The sequence below is a fragment of the Bacillus sp. MC1252 genome (genome assembly GCF_056838025.1).
Genome location: NZ_CM166369.1, coordinates 1651742 through 1673276, shown reverse-complemented (window position 1 = coordinate 1673276; position 21535 = coordinate 1651742). Strand labels below are relative to the sequence as shown.

The following is a 21535-nucleotide window of genomic DNA, read 5'->3' as shown; positions in this document are numbered from 1 at the left end:
ACATGTTATGCTTCGTTCTCATACATCTCATCTCCTTTTTGAATGTGCGTACGCGCTTCGATCACAATTTCAAAAAAAGTGGAAGATTCCTTGTACATGTCGCGTTCCTTATAATAATTAGCCGCATCAAGTGCTAATTCCTCTAAATCAGCAAACATTTTTTTGCTTCTTAGACCAAAAAGTGCCGATCTCAATTGATCACCGCTGTCTTTCTCTATATAGAGCGCCTGCAAAAATTGGAATTTCAACTGATAAATCTCATCTTCCAATAAACAAGCCTGATTCATTCCTTTGGTTATGGCTTCACTCGCTCGCTCCATATCTCCGAGTTTAAAACAAGTAAGAGCAAGTGAAAACAATGATTTTATCATCGTGGCTGCTTGGTCTTTTTGATAAAGTGAAATGGCTTGTTCAAAAAAAACAGTCGCTGTATGGTAAGTGCCCATGCTATAATGACAAGTTCCTAAGTTATTAAGAGCCATCGCTTTAAAATAAGACGTGCATTCTTGTCTTTCCATCGCTTCACAGACCTTTAACGCTTTTTCTAAATAAGGAAGCGCTTTTTGGTGCTGATTTACATCAATCCAATTACCTGCCATCACAAAATCACATTGAATGCTTCTTTTTCCATAAAGCTGATGTTTCTTATAGATGTCTCTCGCTTTTTTGGCATAGTGCATAGAGAAATAGGTTTGTTTCATATGATAGTATACTTCAGCGATTTTATAGTAAAATTCCGCTTTCTCGATTTCATCTGTCACCAAGATCAGTTGATGTTCCGCATGCTTGTAATATGAAATGGCCTCGATATATCGGCGCTGGATAAACGCATACATCCCATGGAAAAAATGAAAGTAATAGCCCAGTAAGCCTGTCATCTCATCTTCTGCATCTTCAATTTCTTTAGGAAAGGACACAGCTTGAAGCGTTTCACTCCCTGCATGGACTGGCGTTAAGTGCTGAAGCATCATTTGATGGCGAAAATCCATTAGAGAATAATAAAGTAATAAATCTTGATCCTCTTCCATCTCATGAATTTCTTCTTCAACAAGGCGCTTCATGTCGTTTGCCTGTTCCACTTCAAATTTGCAAATATGCGTGTACCATTGATTGATCTTTACACCTACTTCGGAAGATGGTATTTTGTGTGCCATCCACTTCAGCCCCATTCTATCATATCAAACTGATAACTATTATTTTACATAATTTATGTTTTTAAGGCAAATTGTAAGTTATTACATAATTTATGTTCATTTTGCATATTTCTATCTTTTTTACCAAGTTTAAATAGAGTACTTTTGCCCATCAAAACGGTTTTTCTACGAAGATGGGTCAAATTCTCTTAATACTTCTTTTAAAGCACTGATATAACGTCTGAATGCTTTCTTCTTTCCTTTTCTCGTATCAAAATTGTCAAAAAAGGCTTCTCTCTGCGCCGTACTAATTTCTAGCTGAACACTTTCACCACTTGCATTTCGATTATTAATATTTTTGGGATCTGTTCCTGAAAGCCGTTCCCCCTCTTGCACCATTTCTGCGGAAAAGCCACGATCTTTTAATTCTCGTACAACAGCTCTTTGCATTTCTGGGTTTGTCCCGCCAACTAGCGTATGCCTTTTATCACTTTTATAGCCGTGGATGGAAATTGAAAAGGGATACGTTTTAATCATTTGAACCAAAATGGGTTCATCAAATTTTGTACTCGTGATATGCAAGTCTCGATTATTGTCTTTTTTTGTACCTTCAAACAAATACGTAGAGTACCTTTCTTGAAATGCTTCTACAATTTCACTTGTTCCTGGTTCAATTTCACCTCCATGAGGAGAAAATACGAGTAAATCACTACCACCCTTTTCGTGAAATTCTATCTCATAGCCGTCCCTTTCATGTCGTATGAGCTGTTTAAAACTTTCATATTGATCACCTTTTTTTCGCTCTTTCTTATACTTTTCTACTTCTTCTTGATGTTGTTTTTGCTCTTTTTTTTCTTGAACGGAATGGCTGCATTTCACCATTAAAAGAGCACACAGGATCAGAAAGATGAATCCACTTATAAGTAGCCTTTTCATTTCACCGCTCCTTTTCATTCTCTTAGATGCCTTCTTATCGCATTATTTTACTATCAATGACTAAGAGAATTCAAAGAATGTCCGGCTCTTTTTAACGAATCAGGAGAACTTACCTGTTTTTTTTATGTTGTCTAGGTATTTCAGACTTCTTTGAAACGCTCCGTTTGCAAGTAAAAACTAAATCCTATGACCTTATTTCAGTTTCAGTAAAAATATCCTACAAAAATGGAAATATGACTCTTTTTCCAAACAAAAAAGCTGTAAACAAAAGGTGTATACCCTTCTGTTTACAGCCAATTACTGTATATCCATCTTTAAACTCTTAATTCATTCTCTAAGGCTGTTAGCACTTCATCTTGTGATAACCCTTGTGCAAGTGAAATTTCACTCACTAACATGCCTCGTGCATCTTCAAGCATTTTCTTTTCACTTGAATTTAATGCTTTCTTCTGATTTCGTCTCATCAGATCTTTCACAACGTCTGCACCATCTTCGATCGTACCTGTTTTTAGCTTTTTCAGATTTTCATCATATCTTTGCTTCCAAGTAAGCGCGTCGTCGTTTGTTTCTTCTGCAAAATTGTTCATCACAACTTTCAACGTTGCTTGATCAACTACCGGACGTATACCTAGTTGATTGATTCTGCCTCTTGGGATCATCATCTGCATATTCGGCATTTGAATCAGAAAATATTCCTCCGTCTTACCTAAAATTTCTTTTTCTTCCATTCCTTCAATCACACCGGCTCCATGCATAGGATAAACAATTTTATCACCTATTTGAAACAAATCCGCCACCTCCGAAAGTATTCACAATATGATTATAACACATTTCAGCAGAGGATAAAAATTTATATTTTATCATGTTATTTTAGCACTAGTCAATTCTTTTCATTTGAGTTTTTAAAGAAAAAGCCTTTTTTACAAAAGAAGCACCACCATCCAGTCCTCGTGTATCTTCCGTGCATATACTAGCATTGAGTCACATTTAGGAGGGATGACAATGTGCAAATGCAAGTGCAAACATTCCCACTCAAACTGTTATAAGAAGCATGACGATCATCGCCATGTTGATCCATGTAAAGAAAAGAAGTTTTATCATAAAAAAGATGATTGGTTTGAGAGCGATTTTTGGGATACTTCTAGAAGCTACGATCCCTATTATTATCCTAAAAGTGTCTGCAGCAGCTGTAAGAAGCGTCGCAGAAGAAAGCATAGCACCTCATTTTAGTGTTTGACGCTTCACCTGCTTTTTGTTTTCCCGGCTGAAAAGCCGGTTTTTTTTCTTGTGTAATGCACTTTTTCTTTCATATGGATAGGCTCATGAAACGGGTGACCCTCATAGGATATGGCAACCTGACAAAAAGGATGAGATACAAAATGAACAATATGAATAACCAGACCAATCATTACCACCAAGGAAATCCCTATCACACGTTTGAAAATGTGTATACAGCCAATCATGAGCATGTGATCGCACCAAACATGCAGGAGCATATGAATATGCCAAACCATTATCATACTGGTAAAAAAGATGCTTATAGCGGACACTACCCGCATCACCATTCACCATATTCTCCGTATACGAATCAGCATGATTCATTTTCACATGTTCCAATGAAAGATCACCAACATCTAGGCCACTATGGTGGTGGATATGGGATGCATCCATATCAGCAGCCATACGGGTATCAAGATATGCATATGATGCCACACCATCATATGGCAGGCCACGCTTACGGAATGAATCAACCTAATGCGTTCCTCCCCCGCTATTACTAAACAAATAGACAAAATAAGGGTACAATATACCATTTAATGACATATAGGAATATGGTAATCTTGTAGGTAAATAATGGATGTTATTATCTATTATTTACCTATAATCAACCAAGGGGGAAGGAAGAAATGAAAAAAACATGGACAATCTTAATGATGGGGATGCTTACACTGGTCATGGCACTATCGCTACCGCTTGCCGCATCCGCTGAAGGAGCCAAGACGGAGGAAGGCAAAGCTTCGACCAATGCAAGGCCAGCTGCACTTTATGCGAAAATTACAGGAGCAAGTAAGCAAGAATGGTCTTTTTCTGACATTGAGCTGACATACCGACCAAATTCAGTCTTAAGTATCGGTGCAATTGAGTTTACATTGCCTGCAGGCTTTCAAGCCACAACAAAAGACATCTTTAACGGAAAAGCATTAAAAGACAGCTACATTTTGAATAGCGGAAAAACAGTCCGCATTCCAGCTAGATTTGATTTATTTGGAAGTTCGCAATATACATTACAGCTTTCACATAAAATACTCCCCGCGGCAGGTACATATACATTCCGCGCAGAAAATCGTGCAATCAGCATTGGTTCCACATTTTATGCAGAAGATACGATTGATATTAACAAACGACCAGTTGTCGTCACACCGCCAAATCCTTGTGGATGCTAAATAAAAAAGCGCTCTAAGAGCGCCTTCAGATTTTTCACAAAGAGCTAAAATAAAGATTATTTTAGCTCTTTGTCTTCTTTTCAGCGTGATATGAAAACCCTTGAAGTCTAGTAAGGACGGGTACCAGAGCGAATTTGACATTCGTGAGCACTGGCACGCAGGAGTGACAACCGAATGCGAGGGTTTGTCTACACGCTGAGCGCTCTAAGAGCGCTTTTTCTCATTGGTCACATGACCCGTTTAAACATTTTCTCCATTTCATACGTGGAGTGATGAATGATGATCGGCCGGCCGTGCGGACATGTGAATGGGTCCTTCGTTTGCCGGAGTTCATCTAATAAGGCTTTGATTTCATCATGACGCAAATGGCGATTTGCTTTAATAGAACCTTTACAGCTCATCATGATCGCCGCTTCTTCTCTCAGTTTCTTGATATCAACACGCTTTTCATCAAGCACTTGTTGAATAATCTCTTCGATTAGTTCAGCCTCTTCTCCTTTCGGAAACCACTGCGGATGCGATCGAACGATGTAGCTTCCTGAACCAAAGGGCTCTAAGAAGACACCCACTTTCGCTAGAATATCCTTATGCTCTTCAATGATCAGCATATCGTTTTTCGAGTAGTGGAATGTTAATGGGACGAGCATTTCTTGCACTTCCTGTTCGATCTCTCCTACTTTTTCACGATAATACTCATACTTGATTCGCTCCTGAGCCGCATGCTGATCGATAATATAAAGCCCTCGTTCATTTTGAGCCAAAATATATGTGCCGTGCATTTGACCGATGGGATACATGACAGGGACGCGTTCATTTTCTGAAATGTTTTCGGCTTCATCTTCTTTCAGCACAGCCTCCTCATGTTCAAGAGAAGCCGCCGATTCCTCTACATGAACGCTCGCAGCTGGCTTTTTTTCATACGATACTTGTAATGACGCTTCCGTACTTTCCAGCTCAGGCAGCCCGTATGTTTCATTTTGATTGGTCTCATATACAACCGATTCGATCGGGACCGGCTGATAGGATATAGGTGTTTCCGTTCGGCCTGTATTTGCTTGTTTTGAATCGAAGATTAAGGATTGCTGCTCATTTTTCACAGCTGGCATTGGTGCTTTTTTTGGCACTGAAGCACTTGGAATGAGCTGCTGCTTTTGAAACACTTCCTTAATTCCTTGTTTGATCAGCTCATGAAGTTCCTGTTCTTTACTAAGTCTCACTTCAAGTTTTGACGGGTGCACGTTCACATCCACTAGAATGGGGTCCATCTTCATCTCAATAAATGTAATCGGATGGCGACCGATCGGAAGCAGCGTGTGATACCCTTCATGGATGGCTTTCACGAGCGGGAAATGCTTGACATATCTGCCGTTTACAACAGAAGACATATAATTCCGCGATGCTCTCGTCACTTCTGGTAAGGAAATATACCCTTTCACTTCAAAATCAAGTGATTGTACGTGAAGTGGCAGCATTTTTTTCGCCACAGCCGTTCCATAAATGGCCGCAAGCACATGCCGTACATCTCCGTTTCCATTTGTCTGAAGCAAGACTTTCCCTTGATGACGCAAGCGAATCGATACTTCTGGATGAGCAAGTGCAATTCGGTTAACGACATCCGATATATTGCCAAGCTCTGTATGAACGGTTTTCATGTATTTTAATCGGGCTGGCGTATTATAAAATAAGTTGGTGACCACAATTTCGGTGCCGCGACGGCCAGAGGTTTTTTTCTCTGAAATGATCTTCCCGCCTTGGAGGGCTAAGTGCGTTCCAGCTCCTTCACCGGTACTTGTTTTCATTTCTAGGTGAGAGACGGACGCGATACTTGGCAGCGCCTCTCCCCTAAAGCCTAGTGTTCTGACACGGAACAAATCATTTTCATCTTTGATTTTACTCGTTGCATGGCGCTGGAAGGCGAGCCTACAATCTTCAGCATCGATTCCAACACCATTATCAATGATTCTAATAGAAGAAAGACCTGCTTCTTCTACATCGATTTCAATGACTGTACTACTTGCATCGATCGCATTTTCCACAAGCTCCTTTACGACAGAAGCCGGCCGTTCGACCACTTCACCAGCAGCAATTTTATTTGATAGGTCATCGGATAACTGAATAATCTTTGCCATTTCTGCTCACCTCACCTTACATTATAATTTCTTTTGCAATTCATATAGCTTTGTCATGGCTTCCAGTGGTGTCATATCCATTACATTAAATGACTTTAATTCGTCGATCACCGCTTGATCTTTGTTTTTGAGGACGGCTTTTGTTTGCGGTTTTTCTTCCACTTCAAAGAAAGAAAGCTGCTGCTTCTCCTCGGGCTTTTCTGTTTTTGGAGCTGGAGCCACGTGCGGAATCACTTCATGTGATCCGCTCTCAAGCTCCGTTAAGATCGTCTGGGCTCTATCAATGATGGCATCAGGCAATTCAGCAAGCTGCGCTACATGAATGCCATAGCTTTTGTCAGCTGCACCTTCTTTGATTTGATGTAAGAAAACGACCGTTCCTTCATGCTCTTCAGCTCGTACATGGACATTCTTCAGCTCACTTAATTGAGACTCAAGTACCGTAAGCTCATGGTAATGTGTGGAGAAGAGGGTTTTGGCACCAATATGATCATGAACAAATTCAATGATCGCCTGTGCAAGAGCCATTCCATCATAGGTGCTTGTCCCGCGTCCAATCTCATCAAATAAAATCAAACTGTTTTTCGTTGCATGCACCATCGCATTTTTTGCTTCGAGCATTTCTACCATAAAAGTACTTTGACCTGAAATCAAATCATCTGCCGCACCAATACGTGTAAAGATTTGATCAAAAATCGGAAGGGTCGCCTTTGATGCTGGCACAAAACACCCAATTTGCGAAAGAATCGAGATGAGCGCCATTTGTCTCATATACGTGCTTTTCCCTGACATATTCGGTCCCGTAATAAGCAAGGTTTGTCTGCCTCTTCCCATATGACAGTCATTCGGCACATACTCCTGGTGATCCATCACTTTTTCAACGACAGGGTGACGGCCATCAATGACATCCACCTCATCCTCTGAGAATTCCGGACGGACATAACGGCGTTTTTCACTGACAGTCGCAAAGCATTGCAGCGCATCCAGCTCACTCATTTGTTTTGCGAGCAGCTGTAATCTAGGAATATATGTTTTCACTTGTTCCCTAAGAGCTGAAAATAGTTCATATTCCAATTCGCTAATATTTGATTCTGCCTCAAGAATAAGGGCTTCTTTTTCTTTCAATTCAGGTGTGATATACCGCTCTGCATTGGCAAGGGTTTGTTTTCTTTCATAACGACCCTCTTCCAGCAGATGTGTATTCGCCCGGGTCACTTCGATATAATAACCAAATACTTTATTAAAACCGACTTTTAAGGAACGAATGCCGGTATATTCTCTTTCTTGCTGTTCAAGCCGTGCAATCCAGTCCTTACCGTTTCGGCTGGCATCACGATATTCATCTAATTTTGCATTGTAGCCATCTTTAATCAAATTGCCTTCTTTTAACGTCATCGGCGGATTCTCATAAAGAGCATCTTCTAATAAATCAAGCAAGTCACCACAAGGGTCAATATCATTCGCTCTTGATTTTGCCATTTCCTCTGGCAGTGAATGGACGAGCTCTTTAATGGCCGGTACTTGTTTTAAGGATTCCTTCAGCTGAATGAGATCGCGGGCATTCACATTTCCAAATGCCACGCGGCCTGCTAGACGCTCAAGATCATATACTTGCTTTAATCGTTCACGCAGATCCTCTCGTTCAAAGAAATGATCCATGAGAATTTGCACCATTTCCTGGCGTTCCTCAATTTGCGAAAGGCGAATGAGCGGCCGATCGATCCATTGCTTGAGCAGTCTTCCGCCCATCGCTGTTTTTGTTTCATCTAGCAGCCATAATAAAGAGCCCTTTTTGCTTTTTGAACGGATCGTTTCTGTTAATTCAAGATTTCGCTTTGAGTAAAGATCAATTTTCATCGTTTGTTCAAGCTCAAACACTTGAACTTGCTGAAGGTGATCAAGACTTCTTTTTTGCGTTCTTCTTAAGTAGGCATATAGCGTTAAAAATGCTGATCTCAGATTTTCGTCAAGGTGGGAAACGAGCGGTTCAGCTTCATCCATTAATTGGCCGCTATCTTCGTATGAAATCGTTGCATGACAGCGCTCTTTAAGGGTCTTCACTGTTTCCTCATTCAGCTGCTTTGAAACCACAATTTCCTTTGCACCGACAGAATAAATTTCAGACACAACCTCATCTAATCGATCGATGAAAGCAGCCATGTTTTCTCCTGTTGATAAATCGGAAAGCGCAAGGCCGTACCCATTTTGAAAGCTGGAAACAGACGCAATGAAGTTGTTCTCATTTTCACTCAGCCCTTTGCCATCCATGACCGTCCCTGGTGTAATGAGTTGAACAACTTCTCTTTTGACCACACCTTTTGCCGTTTTAGGATCTTCCACCTGTTCACAAATGGCGACTTTGTAGCCCTTTGAAATCAACTGTTCTATGTATGCAGAAGCAGAATGGTAAGGGACGCCGCACATTGGAATCGTCCCGCCGTCTCTGCTTGTTAACGTAATTTCTAGCTCTTGTGCCGCTTCTTTTGCGTCATCAAAAAACATCTCATAAAAATCGCCTAAGCGAAAAAATAAAAAGGCATCTTGATAATCTGCCTTGATCTTTAAATATTGCTGTATCATGGGCGTATAACTTGCCATATTTCTAATCCCTCACTATATCACTTTCGAATTCATACCATCTTCCATTATAGCATAAAAAAGCACCTTTTTTCCCTAGATCGAGGCACAAAAAAACTAGGGAGATATGCGCCCTAGTCATCTATTACTCTTCTGGATCACCTGCTAGGAATTCTGGATGAATATCCTCTAACTCCTCATCCACTTCTTCTTCCCACTCGTGATCATCTTTTTCTTTCCAGCTTGAATTGACCTCTACGACAATTTTTGTTTCTCCTACCACTTCAGCAATGAATTCACGCTCTGCCTGAACGACAATTTTATTGCCATTAGGAGAAATGGTCACCTCTAAGCAGTTGGGCTGCTGCAACACTTTCGCAATCACTTCGTGTTCATCATCAAGGAAATTTTTATCTTTATATCTCAGTTTGATGATGTCTACATATTTCACACGTTCTGTGACCACTTCTGTTTTCGTGTTGTCAGCATATGAATACCACACGTTAATATCAAATGTTCCTTCAATCTCAACAGTTTTACCGACCTTTTCAGCATCATACTTATGATTAATGATCCAACCACCTAGGATGCTGGTTGGTTTTTGCGATGGAGAAATGGTGTGTGTGCTTTGGGTGAATTTCCTCCCTTTTGCAACCACCGCTTTTGTAATAATCTCTCTGTATTCAGACATTCCGGCATGCCTCCTTGTTCTTGATCGTTTTATCTTATGCTGGGCATTCGTCTAGTGTGTCACGATTTTGAGCTTCATGTTCAATTAAATTCATTTCTGTTTCAGTGTATGCATGGTCGCCCATAAACTTGCCTTGAAAATTGGAAAAGTTGGAGAGTGAAAGATTGGGGGTTGATTAGATTGGGGTAATTTGGTGTAATAAAGAGAGTAGCCCTTCTTAATAAGGAGGGAATCCGATGAGAGAATATCATATTGTTATAAATTTCTTTGGATTAAGCGTTAAATTTAGATTCAGATCTTTTAATCATTAAAATCAATTGATTCTCAGTTTATTACGCTTCACTACAACATTTTCAAGATAAATTATTTTATGAAATAAAGGGGCTACTGCATCAACATTTTGTTGTTGATGCAGTAGTAAATTAAAAATTACATATAATCTAAAACAAAAAACCCCGCAGATGCGGGGTTTTCTCATTTAATGGAGCAACTTGGTGATGAGTTTTTCACTTTTGAACCGGTTTCTCCTAATAATAGGTCTCCGCCGGTTGAAAGAATGATTTCATCCGTTACTTGATTAGAAATCGTGTGCGCTACAAGCTGAAGCAGGGAATTGACCTCAATTTGTGATTCTTTGAATTCTTGAATCACTGGGATTTCATCCAGTTCTTCTTGCAGGGCATCGATTTTTTCTTCGACTTGCTTTAAGGCTTCGTGTTTGCCGTAATGCTTTAAATTTACTGCTTGTTTTTGAAGCGCCTTAATTTGATTAATGATCGTCGAAATTTTTGTATTTTCATTGATTTGTGCTTCTGCTTTCTTGAAGAAATCAACTTCTTCTGTTTCAGAAATCATTTTAGCGAGCTCTCTTGCGCGCTCGACAATCTCTTTCTTTGAATAAAGCGTCATTTTAATTCACCTCGATAGCTTCTCCAACCATTTCTCCGTCAAGAGACCAAGTTTTCGCTTGTGTGATTTTCACTTTGACGATGTTGCCAATCGCTTCTTTTGGTGCTTTAAAATTCACAAGCTTACTTTTACTTGTATATCCGGCTAGGATCTCAGGATTATTTTTACTTTCACCCTCTACTAATACTTCGACAGTCTGCCCTTCATATTCCTTCATTTTTTTCGCGGAAATTTCATTCACGAGTGCATTCAGGCGCTGAAGGCGTTCTTTTTTCACACGCATTGGGACATTGTCTTTCATATTGGCTGCTGGTGTTCCTTCTCTTGGAGAGTAAATGAACGTATAAGCCGCATCAAACTCCACCTCACGATAGAGGGAAAGGGTTTCTTCAAACTGCTCATCTGTTTCATTTGGGAACCCAACGATAATGTCTGTTGTCAGGGAAGCATTTGGCATCGCTTCTTTGATTTTGCGCACAAGATCAAGGTAACGTTCACGGTCATATTTTCTCGCCATGAGTTTCAGCACAGAAGAACTTCCTGATTGAACTGGCAAGTGAATATGATCGAGCAGGTTGCCGCCCTTTGCAAGCACCTCAATTAAATGGTCATCAAAGTCACGCGGATGACTTGTTGTAAAACGGATACGCGGAATATCGATTTTACGCAGCTCATCCATGAGATGGCCAAGACCATATTCCATGTCTTCAAAATCTTTTCCATACGCATTCACGTTTTGACCAAGAAGGGTAATTTCCTTATATCCTTCTGCCGCTAAACGTCTTACCTCTTGAATAATTTCATCTGGCCGGCGGCTTCTTTCCTTGCCGCGTGTGTAAGGTACGATACAGTATGTACAGAACTTATCACAGCCGTACATAATATTCACCCAGCCTTTGATTTTACCTTGGCGGGCTCTTGGAAGGTTTTCAATGACATCCCCTTCCTTCGACCAAACCTCGATGACCATTTCTTTTGAAAGGTAACATTCAGATAAAAGCTCCGGCAAGCGGTGAATGTTGTGCGTTCCAAAAATCAAGTCAACAAATGGGTGTTTTTTCAAAATACGGTTGACGACAGATTCTTCTTGTGACATACATCCACAGACACCTAAGATCAAATCTGGCTTTTCGCGTTTTAATGCTTTTAAATGACCAAGCTCTCCAAACACTTTGTTTTCAGCATTCTCACGAATGGCGCAGGTGTTTAATAGGATGACATTCGCATCTTCAGTAGAGTTTGTTGGTTCATAGCCAAGCGCCATAAAAATACCAGCCATCACCTCTGTGTCATGCTCATTCATTTGACAGCCATAAGTGCGAATATAAAACTTGCGGCCGTTCCCTAACCCTTGAAACCGCTCGTCAATTTGAAATTGATTGTATTCGACTTCTTCTTTACCCCGTTTTTTTGCATCTTTTAAGGAAGGCGGAATGTAAACAGCTTCAAAATATTGGCTGTAGTCCTTCTCGGATTTTTTGTCCGATGAACTTACTTGTCCGCTTGCTTTTCTCTGCTTTTCATTCATGAATTTGTACTCCTTTCAAACCAAGCTCCACCCTACAGTATAGACTATTTTCTGATCAATTGAAAATAAATTCATACGAGGTTTTTCTATGAAAAATGCCTATTTAACAGGACAGTCATAACCATTCTCTTTATAAAAAGAAAAAGAGAGCCCACGCTCTCTCAATCAAGTATGTTCAGTTTTTTCGCTTCTTCTTCAATGATTGTCAGTGCACGGTCAAGTTCTTCTTTTGTGTGCTTTGCTGTGATGATGGCTCTAATTCTCGCTTTTCCTTTGGCCACAGTTGGGAAGGCTATGCCCTGAGCAAAGACACCTCGCTCTATTAATGCCTTTGAAAAACGGAAAGTAAGTGCCTCGTCTCCAATCATCATCGGAATAATCGGTGTCTCTGTTGGTGCAACCTGAAATCCCAGATTGATGACCTTTTCTTTAAAATAGGCAGCGTTTTCCCAAAGCGTATCAATTCGCTCTGGTTCGTCTAACAGTACTTCAATTGCTTCTTCACACGCTCTTGTCACAGCTGGTGGATGTGAGGTGCTGAATAAAAACGGTCTTGCTTTATGCTTTAAGTAGTCGATTAAAACCGCAGAACCAGCCACGTAGCCGCCTAGCACACCGACAGCCTTACTAAGTGTCCCAACCTGAATGTGCACTCTGCCGTCGAGTTTAAAATGGTTGACTGTCCCGCGTCCATTTTCGCCAAGTACTCCTGACGCATGCGCATCGTCAACCATTACAAATGCGTCATATGCTTCTGCAAGTCTCACAATCTCAGGAAGCGGTGCAATATCTCCATCCATCGAGAACACACCATCTGTTACGATAAGCCGGGCGCGGTAATTCATAGATTTTTTTAAAATTTTCTCAAGCTCTTCCATATTGGAATGGGCGTATACTTTTTTATCTGCCTTTGTTAATCGAATGCCATCGATGATCGAGGCATGATTGAGCTCATCTGAAATCACAATATCATCTTTTGTTAAGATACTTGATAAGACCCCTTGGTTGGTCGTAAAACCTGACTGAAACACAAGGGCTGCCTCTGTCTTCTTAAATGCAGCGATCTTTTTTTCAAGACGTTCATGCATCGTCATTGTACCGGCAATGGTTCGTACGGATCCTGTCCCAGCACCAAATTCATCAATCGCCTCTTTCGCTGCTTTCATCAGCCGTGGATGCGAGGTGAGGCCTAAGTAATTATTTGAGGAGAGTTGTATAACGGATTGGTCATTTAATGTGACCACGGATGATTGTTTTGAGTCAATCTCTTTGAGCGTTTGGTGGGTACCTTGCTGCTTCATTGTTTCTAATTCATCTTGTAAATACGTGAATTCTTTCATCATTTCTTCCCCCTTTGATATGATGGCATCATAAGCACGACCTTTCCGCATGTACCATTTCTCATGAGTTCAAACCCCTTTTCGAAATCTTCAAATGGCAGCGTATGGGTGACAACCGGCTGTACATCAATTGTATTCGTTCTTAAAAGCTCAGATACTTGACGCCACGTTTCAAACATTTTTCTCCCCGTGATCCCTTGAACGGTTAATCCCCTAAAAACAATTTGATTCGTAATGTCAATTGTCACTGGCCTTTCTGGCAAACTCAGTATATTGACTTTCCCTCCATTTGCACAAGCTTCGAGTGCTTGATGAATCGCCACTGGGTGTCCTGACATCTCACACATCACGTCTGCCCCTTCCATTCGCGTGAGCTGCTTAATCATCGCAACAGGATCATCTTTTCCGATATCCACGATATGGTCTGCGCCCATTTTCCTTGCAAGCTCAAGCCTGTATTCATTTTTATCAACGGCAAACACTTGGACAGCCCCAGAGGCTTTTGCGACTGCGATGGCCATTAAACCAATGGGTCCGCAGCCAAAAATCGCCACTGCTTTACCTGAAACAGGTGTGTGCAAAACCGTATGAACTGCATTTCCAAGCGGCTCTTGAATGGATGCAAGCTCTACTGGCATTTGAGCTGGATTGTGCCACAGATTTTGTGCAGGTACTTTGACATATTCAGCAAAACAGCCATCAATGTCTACCCCTAAAATTTTCGTTTCACTGCACAAATGCTGCTGTCCTGTTAAACACATATAGCACTGATTACATACAATATGCGTCTCAGCCGATACAAAATCCCCTACTTTTGCACGTGAGACTTGTTTACCCACTTTGACAACTTCCCCTGTAAATTCGTGTCCGAAAATGTAAGGTGCTTTGACCCTTCCCTTTGCCCAATCATCCCAATTATAAATATGCACATCTGTTCCGCATATCGATGTGGCTTTCACCTGGATCAATACTTCATGATCATTGATTTCTGGAATCGGCATGTCTATCAACACCGCTCCGTAAGCGCTTTCTTTTTTAACAATCGCTTTCATCGTTCCACACATGACGTACAACCCCTTTGTTAAAAAACTTCTCCCAATCAGATTTTAACACGTCTTATTTTAGTCGTAAATACCACTGTCTACTCAGTAGAGACAAATGAACACTCCACATAATTTTTTAGATATTTTTCTAAAAAAAAAGCAAATCTCCGAATAGAAGGAGATTTGCTTTAACTGTCAGCGTTTTTTTGAAACGGCAACAACATATAGGGCCGGTACAATTAATAGTGTCAGAATCGTTGAGAAAAAGACACCTGATACAATGCAGATTGCAAGCGGCTTAAAGAGTGGGTCATTACTTAACGCAACAGGCATTAGGGCAACTAGTGCTGTAAATGCCGTTAATAAAATTGGTCTAATCCTTGCTCTTCCCGCTTCAATCACGGCTGTTCGTTGATCAAGACCTAGCTTGCGCCGCTGTTCAATAAATTCGAATAAGACAACCGCATTTCGAACCACGATGCCAGCTAATGATACAATCCCCATTGTCGCCATAAAGCTGAACGGCGTTTGCGTGACAAACAGTCCGATAACGGCTCCTGATATCGCTAAGTAAACAGTTCCTATCACTAAAAGCGGAAGCATCAATGAATTGAACTGGAAGGCGATCGTCACATAAATGAGCAGCAAGACAACTCCAAATAAAAGACTAATTTCAATAAAGAATTGGGTCTGATCTTCATTTTCTCCACCTTGAGAAATGGTCAAGTCCTTCGCTGCATCACTTTTTTCGACTTGATTGACAACTTCTTTCATATCGTCTTTAAATGTATCTGACGTTCCAGGGTACGCCTTTAACGTGATGGTCGGAATACCATTTTCATGTGGAATGCTCTCGTACTGCTCTGTTTCTTTTTCTTTCACATATCGGCTAAGTGGCTCCAGTGAAGGCACACCACCCTCATTTGTATTCACAGGCACTTTGATTTCGTTTAGCTTCAGGCTATTTTGATGTGTACCCATGTCCTGTTTGACCACGAGATCAATGTCCTCTGTTCCTTGTTTAAAGGTGCCTAATGGGAGTCCTTCTGTCACAAGACCAAGCTGTCTGCTGACAAACTGAGCACTGAGCCCATCCTCTGCCATACGATCACGGTTTAATTCAAATGAGATGGTTTTCACCGGCTGATTGACATCGTCCGTGATCAAGCTTGCTCCATTTTCTTTCATTTCTTTTGTAAGCGTTCCTTTGATATCAATCAGCTTTGAAAAAGAGTCACCCGCAATGGTTACAGTCACAGGCGCTCCGGTTGGCGGCCCTTGAACAATGGTTTTCATAAAGATATCAGCATCTTTAAATTTCTCTCGCAAAGGCTCTGTCATACGGTCAATCAATGCTTTACTTGTCATCTGTTCATTGTCTACTCTCACGACAACCTGACCAGTATGGTCACTTGCGTTTGAGATGCTTTCATTAAACAAGTTCGGCACACCGCCACCTGCAAAAATGGCCGTCTCTTCAGTGCCTTTTTGCTGTTTGATCTCTTGTTCTATTTTCTCTAATGTTTCATTTGTTTTGTCTAATGTCGTTTCACTTGGAAGTGTGACAGTGACAACAACTTCTTTCTTATTCGCCGCAGGGAAAAATTCAAACGGTGTGACGAAGATAAGTAAAAAGGCAAGTGTGGCAACAAGCAAACCACTTAGTCCAATGAGAAGTGGACGCCTCACGATTTTTGTCAGCACGCGGTCTGCATAAAAATCTGCTAATTTCTTTAATGGTTTGCCTAAGAATCCCGGCTCCTTTTGAATCTTCTTGTTCTTTCTTTTCCGGTTCGCTGTATATTGATAGACTGGGACAAGTGTCAATGAAATGACCATAGACGCAAGCACAGTCGTCACTAAAACAGACGGTAATGCTCGAATAAATGAACCGTTCGCACCAGATAGGAAAACAAGTGGCAAGAAGGCAAACACAACCGCAAGCGTTGATGTCAAAATGGAGCCTGCGACCTCTTTCACCCCTGCAATCGTTCCTTTAAGCGGGCTTTCGTATTTTTTCATCTGCCTTAAAATATTATCGTTAACGACAATGGCATCATCCACAAGTATCCCTAAGGCAATGATAAAGCCAATGATTGAAATTTGATTAAGGTCCACTTGTAAAAATGGCAGCGGAATGGTTCCAATCGTGATCGATAATGGAATCGCTAGTGAAACGATAAAGGCACCGCCAATGGTGAGACCAAGTGTGGTGACGATAATGACAGCGATGACTGCAACGATGGCTTCTTTGATTAAATCATTAAAAATGGCATCTACTTCACTTTTTTGAGAATAATAGTCTACCCACTCTACACCATTTGGCAGCTGTTTCTCTTTTTCAATGACAACACTGACTTTGTCATACATTTTAGGAATATCAAGCCCTGGTTTTATATTGACTGTAAACGAATAGGCGGGCTTTCCGTTATACGAAACAATATCACTTTTCTCTTTTTCTACTTCTTTTAAGCTGCCAAGCTGACTAATTGTGACTGGCTCTCGATTCGTTTTTGAGAAAAGCTCAATTTTTTCGACTTGATCTAAGCGGTCATAGGCATCAATGGACAGCTTGACCTTCTCTCCGTCTGCCCGAATGTCACCTAGTGGAGAAGTGTCAAATTCCTGATTGATGGCATTTGTGACATCGGTCACATTTAACCCCTCATCCTCAAGCTTACTTGAATCTAAGTTCAATATCGCTTGTTTGTCATTGAAGCCTTTGATGACGACACCGTCAACACCTTTGATGTCCTCTACTTTTTCCTTCAACGCACGAAGCGATTCCTGACTTTTCGCTAAGTCAGATGACTTACTCGACACAATCATGTAAGAACCAACCGGCACGTTGCCAAACTCATCCTTTACATCTGGCTCCATCACACCGTCAGGAAAGGAAGATGCGGCACTCGTGGTTTCATTTTTAATTTGACCTGCCACCTTTTGAAAATCGGCTTGATCATCAATTTCAAGCACAATATTTGAAAAACCAATGGCAGAAACAGAGCTCGTTTTCTCTACACCATTGATATCAGTTATGGCTGATTCCAGCTTATTGGTTACATCACTTTCCACCTGTTTTGCATCAGCACCAGGAAAAACAGTGGAGATGGTCACGATATTTGCTTGGAATTCTGGCAGTTCTCGTTTAGGAAGCTGCGTAAATAGATAGCCCCCGGCAATGAGAACGATAAAAAACAAAATAAAAACAAGCTTTCCTCTTTTCAAAAAAGCTTCAATCATTATTTCACCTACTTAAATATTTATTTTTGATGAAGTATTTTCAACTTAATCTTAATTTATCATCATGGTGAAAAAATGCAAGCTCTAATATGTAGTTTTTTTATCTATTTCATGAACTGAATATGTTATATAAGAAATGTATAGCAGTAAACAAAAACAACCTGCTTACATGATGTAAGCAGGTTGAAAATAATAAAATTAGAATTATCGTGGCTCAACAATCAGTTTGATTGCTGTTCTTTCTTCTCCATCGATAAGAATGTCAGTAAAGGCTGGAATGCATATCAAATCCACTCCGCTAGGCGCAACAAATCCCCTTGCAATGGCCACTGCCTTGACTGCCTGATTCAGCGCTCCAGCACCGATTGCTTGTATTTCTGCTGCACCGCGTTCACGTAAAACGCCGGCTAATGCTCCTGCTACTGAATTCGGATTTGACTTTGCTGAAACTTTTAAAATTTCCATTTCTGCTCCCCCTTAAATTTACAATGGATAAGTGAGTGTTCATTAGAACAATCTTTGTTAGATGATGCTATTTTTTTGAAAATCCATCCCCAAAATGTTTTTCAAAAATAGCAGGCTACCTACCATTTTTACTATATTCACGATAGAGGGCGCATATTCCTTCTTTCTGATTAATATTTTTCTGAAATAAATATGTGAACATTTATTCAAAGAAAATATGGTCATCATTTATCAAAATTCGATCAATTTTGACAGCTTTTTTCGACTGTTCGTCAATTTCTACGATCACTGCACTTAATGTAGTACGTCCTTCCGCAATGTCAAAGCGGACAGGAAGGCTCGTTTTGAATCGCTTAATGATCGTTTCCCGGTCAACACCTAAAATGCCATCATAAGGACCTGTCATGCCAACATCCGAAATATACGCAGTTCCTTTTGGCAATACGCGGTTATCAGCTGTTTGAACATGTGTATGCGTTCCAACAACACATGATGCACGACCATCTGTATACCAGCCCATTGCTAGCTTTTCACTTGTGGCTTCACCATGAAAATCAATAAAAATAAATGGTGTACGTTTGGATGCTTCTGCAATTAATTCATCTACTTTTTGAAACGGGCAGTCAATTGGAGGTAAAAAAGTACGTCCTTGTAAGTTGATGACAGCCAATTCTTTTCCTTGCTTTTTAATGAAGGTGAGTCCTTTTCCAGGCGTACCTTGCGGGAAGTTGGCAGGACGAACAATATTGGCTGCATCATCGATGAAATCGAAAATGTCTCTTTTATCCCATGTATGGTTGCCCATTGTGAGCACGTCAGCTCCTGCTTGCAGCAGCTCGTGATAGATTTTTTCAGTGAGACCTTTCCCGTGAGCCGCGTTTTCTCCATTGACAATTGTAAAGTGCGGCTGATATTTTTTCTTAAGTTTCGGCAAGTATTCTTTCAGTGTATCTCTGCCAGGTGAACCGACGATATCTCCAACAAATAATATTTTCATGCGTTTTGTACCCTTTCTCTTATAAATTGATCTTCCTATCAGTGTTGCATATTTACACAAAAAAATAAAGCGGCGCTAAGCGCACCGCTCTATTTTGCATACTCTACTGCGCGAGTTTCTCGAATGACCGTCACTTTAATGTGACCAGGGTAATCGAGCTCGTCCTCGATTCGCTTACGAATATCCCTTGCTAGACGGTGAGCTTCAAGATCATTAATTGAATCTGGCTTCACCATAATACGTACTTCACGTCCAGCCTGTATCGCAAACGATTTTTCAACACCTTCATAAGATTCAGAGATATCTTCTAATTTTTCAAGTCTCCGAATGTAATTTTCAAGCGTCTCACTTCTTGCACCAGGGCGTGCTGCAGATAATGCATCAGCTGCCGCAACAAGAACAGCGATAATAGATGTCGGTTCTTGGTCACCGTGGTGAGAGGCAATACTGTTGATGACAACAGGATGCTCTTTATATTTCGTCGCAAGCTCAACGCCAATTTCTACGTGGCTTCCTTCTACTTCATGATCAATGGCTTTTCCAATGTCATGCAGAAGACCTGCTCGTTTTGCAAGCTTTGCATCTTCTCCAAGCTCTGAAGCCATGAGACCTGCAAGATGTGCAACCTCAATTGAATGCTTCAGGACATTTTGTCCATAACTTGTACGGAATTTTAAGCGACCGAGAATTTTGATGAGATCCGGATGCAGACCGTGAACACCGACTTCAAATGTCGTTTGCTCACCCATCTCGCGGATATAATCATCGACTTCACGGCGTGATTTTTCCACCATTTCTTCAATTCGTGCAGGATGAATGCGGCCATCCTGGACTAGCTTGTCCAGAGCTATCCTCGCTGTTTCACGTCTAATCGGATCAAAGCCCGATAATATGACAGCTTCAGGTGTATCATCTATGATCAGGTCAATACCTGTTAACGTTTCTAACGTACGGATATTTCGTCCTTCACGTCCGATAATACGACCTTTCATCTCATCATTTGGAAGATTGACTACAGATACCGTTGTTTCAGCTACATGATCAGCTGCACAACGCTGTAACGCAAGTGAAAGAATGTTTTTCGCCTTTTTATCAGCCTCTTCTTTCGCCCGGTTTTCAGATTCTTTCGTCATGACTGCAATGTCGTGGGAAAGCTCATTTTCAACTTGATCCAGAATGATTTGTTTCGCTTCATCTCGAGTTAAACTAGAAATGCGTTCCAACTCGGCTTTCTGCAAACGAATCATATCATCCACTTTGCTTTCCATCTCTTCAATATGTTGTTGTCGTTCATTCAGAGAATGATCTCTCTTCTCCAACAGGGACTCCCGTTTATCTAAAGTTTCATCTTTGCGATCAAGATTTTCTTCTTTTTGAAGTAAACGGTTTTCTTGTCTTTGAAGCTCATTACGTCTTTCACGAACTTCTTGCTCCGCCTCTACACGAAACGAATGAATTTCATCTTTCGCTTCCAAGAGCGCTTCTTTCTTCAATGCTTCCGCATCACGCTTTGCATCCTCAACAATTTGTTCGGCCATGTTTCTTGCGCCGGATATTTTTGCTTCTGCAATGGTTTTACGAACAAAGTAGCCAACAACTAAACAGATTAGGCTCAGCAAAATGGAGATGATCGTAAACATCGTAGGCGACATATTTTCACCTCCTCTTGCTATGAACTTGGTTTTACAAATAAAGTGTCGGCATGTACATTGTTTTGTACCTCAACATACAGGGCCTTCACAGGGAATGAGATCCTCACTGCCCTTGTCAAGTTTAAATTAGTTATCAATCATGTTAAGAAAAACAAGTGATACATTTCCATTGTAATTGTGTCGGAAATACTTGTCAAGCTAGTCAGACTGAGGCGTAAGTCGTTATTTCAAGCGAAGACAGAACTTTTGACCGCTATCTGTCATGTAATTGTAAAAAAAAGACGCTTTTCAGTGTGTAGACAAACCTTCGCATTCGGTGTCAGTCCTGCGTGCCGGTGCTCACGAATGTCACATTCACTCCGCTCCGGTACTCGTCCTTCCTAGACTTCAAAGGTTTTCTATCACGCTGAAGCTGAAAAAGAAGACAAAGGGCTAAAAGATCAATTTT

General features: G+C 40.8%; 16 protein-coding genes. 2 read left to right on the top strand and 14 right to left on the bottom strand.

Annotation, left to right across the window (positions count from 1 at the left end; all coding sequences use genetic code 11):
- Positions 1 to 5: 5 nt before the first annotated feature.
- The 3 genes from ACYH0L_RS08355 to ACYH0L_RS08345 form a co-directional block, all read right to left on the bottom strand.
- Positions 6 to 1154 (bottom strand): response regulator aspartate phosphatase, encoded by a 1149-nt coding sequence (locus ACYH0L_RS08355; protein WP_230030190.1) that lies wholly within the window; start codon positions 1152 to 1154, stop codon positions 6 to 8.
- 165 nt (positions 1155 to 1319) lie between these two features.
- Complete coding sequence (locus tag ACYH0L_RS08350; protein ID WP_256499590.1) at positions 1320 to 2069, bottom strand: poly-gamma-glutamate hydrolase family protein; 750 nt, start codon at positions 2067 to 2069, stop codon at positions 1320 to 1322.
- 314 nt (positions 2070 to 2383) lie between these two features.
- Entirely contained in the window at positions 2384 to 2857 is a 474-nt protein-coding gene (locus ACYH0L_RS08345) for a CarD family transcriptional regulator (RefSeq protein WP_099725769.1), read from the bottom strand.
- A 591-nt stretch (positions 2858 to 3448) separates the two neighbouring features.
- Between ACYH0L_RS08345 and ACYH0L_RS08340 the strand changes: the two genes are divergently transcribed.
- Together ACYH0L_RS08340 and bslA are read left to right on the top strand one after the other, a co-directional pair.
- On the top strand, positions 3449 to 3850 hold the full coding sequence (locus ACYH0L_RS08340; RefSeq protein ID WP_230030188.1) for a hypothetical protein: 402 nt from the start codon (positions 3449 to 3451) through the stop codon (positions 3848 to 3850).
- A gap of 126 nt (positions 3851 to 3976) precedes the next feature.
- Positions 3977 to 4513, top strand: coding sequence for a biofilm surface layer hydrophobin BslA (gene bslA, locus ACYH0L_RS08335; protein ID WP_099725772.1), 537 nt, complete (start codon positions 3977 to 3979; stop codon positions 4511 to 4513).
- A gap of 227 nt (positions 4514 to 4740) precedes the next feature.
- Here bslA and mutL read toward each other — a convergent pair whose 3' ends face one another.
- From mutL to rny, 11 genes are all read right to left on the bottom strand, one after another.
- Positions 4741 to 6642 (bottom strand): DNA mismatch repair endonuclease MutL, encoded by a 1902-nt coding sequence (gene mutL / locus ACYH0L_RS08330; protein WP_482354454.1) that lies wholly within the window; start codon positions 6640 to 6642, stop codon positions 4741 to 4743.
- A gap of 21 nt (positions 6643 to 6663) precedes the next feature.
- Positions 6664 to 9240, bottom strand: a complete 2577-nt coding sequence (gene mutS, locus ACYH0L_RS08325) for a DNA mismatch repair protein MutS (RefSeq protein ID WP_482354453.1) — start codon at positions 9238 to 9240, stop codon at positions 6664 to 6666.
- 124 nt (positions 9241 to 9364) lie between these two features.
- Positions 9365 to 9910: an outer spore coat protein CotE gene (cotE, locus tag ACYH0L_RS08320; RefSeq protein ID WP_007499466.1), complete on the bottom strand. Its 546-nt coding sequence runs from the start codon at positions 9908 to 9910 to the stop codon at positions 9365 to 9367.
- A gap of 474 nt (positions 9911 to 10384) precedes the next feature.
- Positions 10385 to 10819: a regulatory iron-sulfur-containing complex subunit RicA gene (gene ricA, locus ACYH0L_RS08315; protein WP_099725775.1), complete on the bottom strand. Its 435-nt coding sequence runs from the start codon at positions 10817 to 10819 to the stop codon at positions 10385 to 10387.
- Between the two features lies 1 nt (position 10820).
- Positions 10821 to 12347 (bottom strand): tRNA (N6-isopentenyl adenosine(37)-C2)-methylthiotransferase MiaB, encoded by a 1527-nt coding sequence (gene miaB / locus ACYH0L_RS08310; RefSeq protein ID WP_099725776.1) that lies wholly within the window; start codon positions 12345 to 12347, stop codon positions 10821 to 10823.
- 161 nt (positions 12348 to 12508) lie between these two features.
- Complete coding sequence (locus ACYH0L_RS08305) at positions 12509 to 13687, bottom strand: glycine C-acetyltransferase (RefSeq protein WP_327925255.1); 1179 nt, start codon at positions 13685 to 13687, stop codon at positions 12509 to 12511.
- Complete coding sequence (gene tdh, locus ACYH0L_RS08300) at positions 13687 to 14751, bottom strand: L-threonine 3-dehydrogenase (RefSeq protein WP_099725778.1); 1065 nt, start codon at positions 14749 to 14751, stop codon at positions 13687 to 13689. Before tdh ends, ACYH0L_RS08305 begins: the two co-directional genes overlap by 1 nt.
- A 174-nt stretch (positions 14752 to 14925) precedes the next feature.
- The gene (locus tag ACYH0L_RS08295) at positions 14926 to 17973 is read right to left on the bottom strand and encodes an efflux RND transporter permease subunit (protein ID WP_482354452.1); all 3048 of its coding nucleotides are present in this window, start codon (positions 17971 to 17973) and stop codon (positions 14926 to 14928) included.
- A gap of 204 nt (positions 17974 to 18177) precedes the next feature.
- Positions 18178 to 18438 (bottom strand): stage V sporulation protein SpoVS, encoded by a 261-nt coding sequence (gene spoVS, locus ACYH0L_RS08290; RefSeq protein WP_003211281.1) that lies wholly within the window; start codon positions 18436 to 18438, stop codon positions 18178 to 18180.
- Between the two features lie 202 nt (positions 18439 to 18640).
- Complete coding sequence (locus ACYH0L_RS08285; protein ID WP_099725780.1) at positions 18641 to 19435, bottom strand: TIGR00282 family metallophosphoesterase; 795 nt, start codon at positions 19433 to 19435, stop codon at positions 18641 to 18643.
- 89 nt (positions 19436 to 19524) lie between these two features.
- Positions 19525 to 21087, bottom strand: a complete 1563-nt coding sequence (gene rny / locus ACYH0L_RS08280) for a ribonuclease Y (protein ID WP_007499477.1) — start codon at positions 21085 to 21087, stop codon at positions 19525 to 19527.
- Positions 21088 to 21535 lie beyond the last annotated feature (448 nt).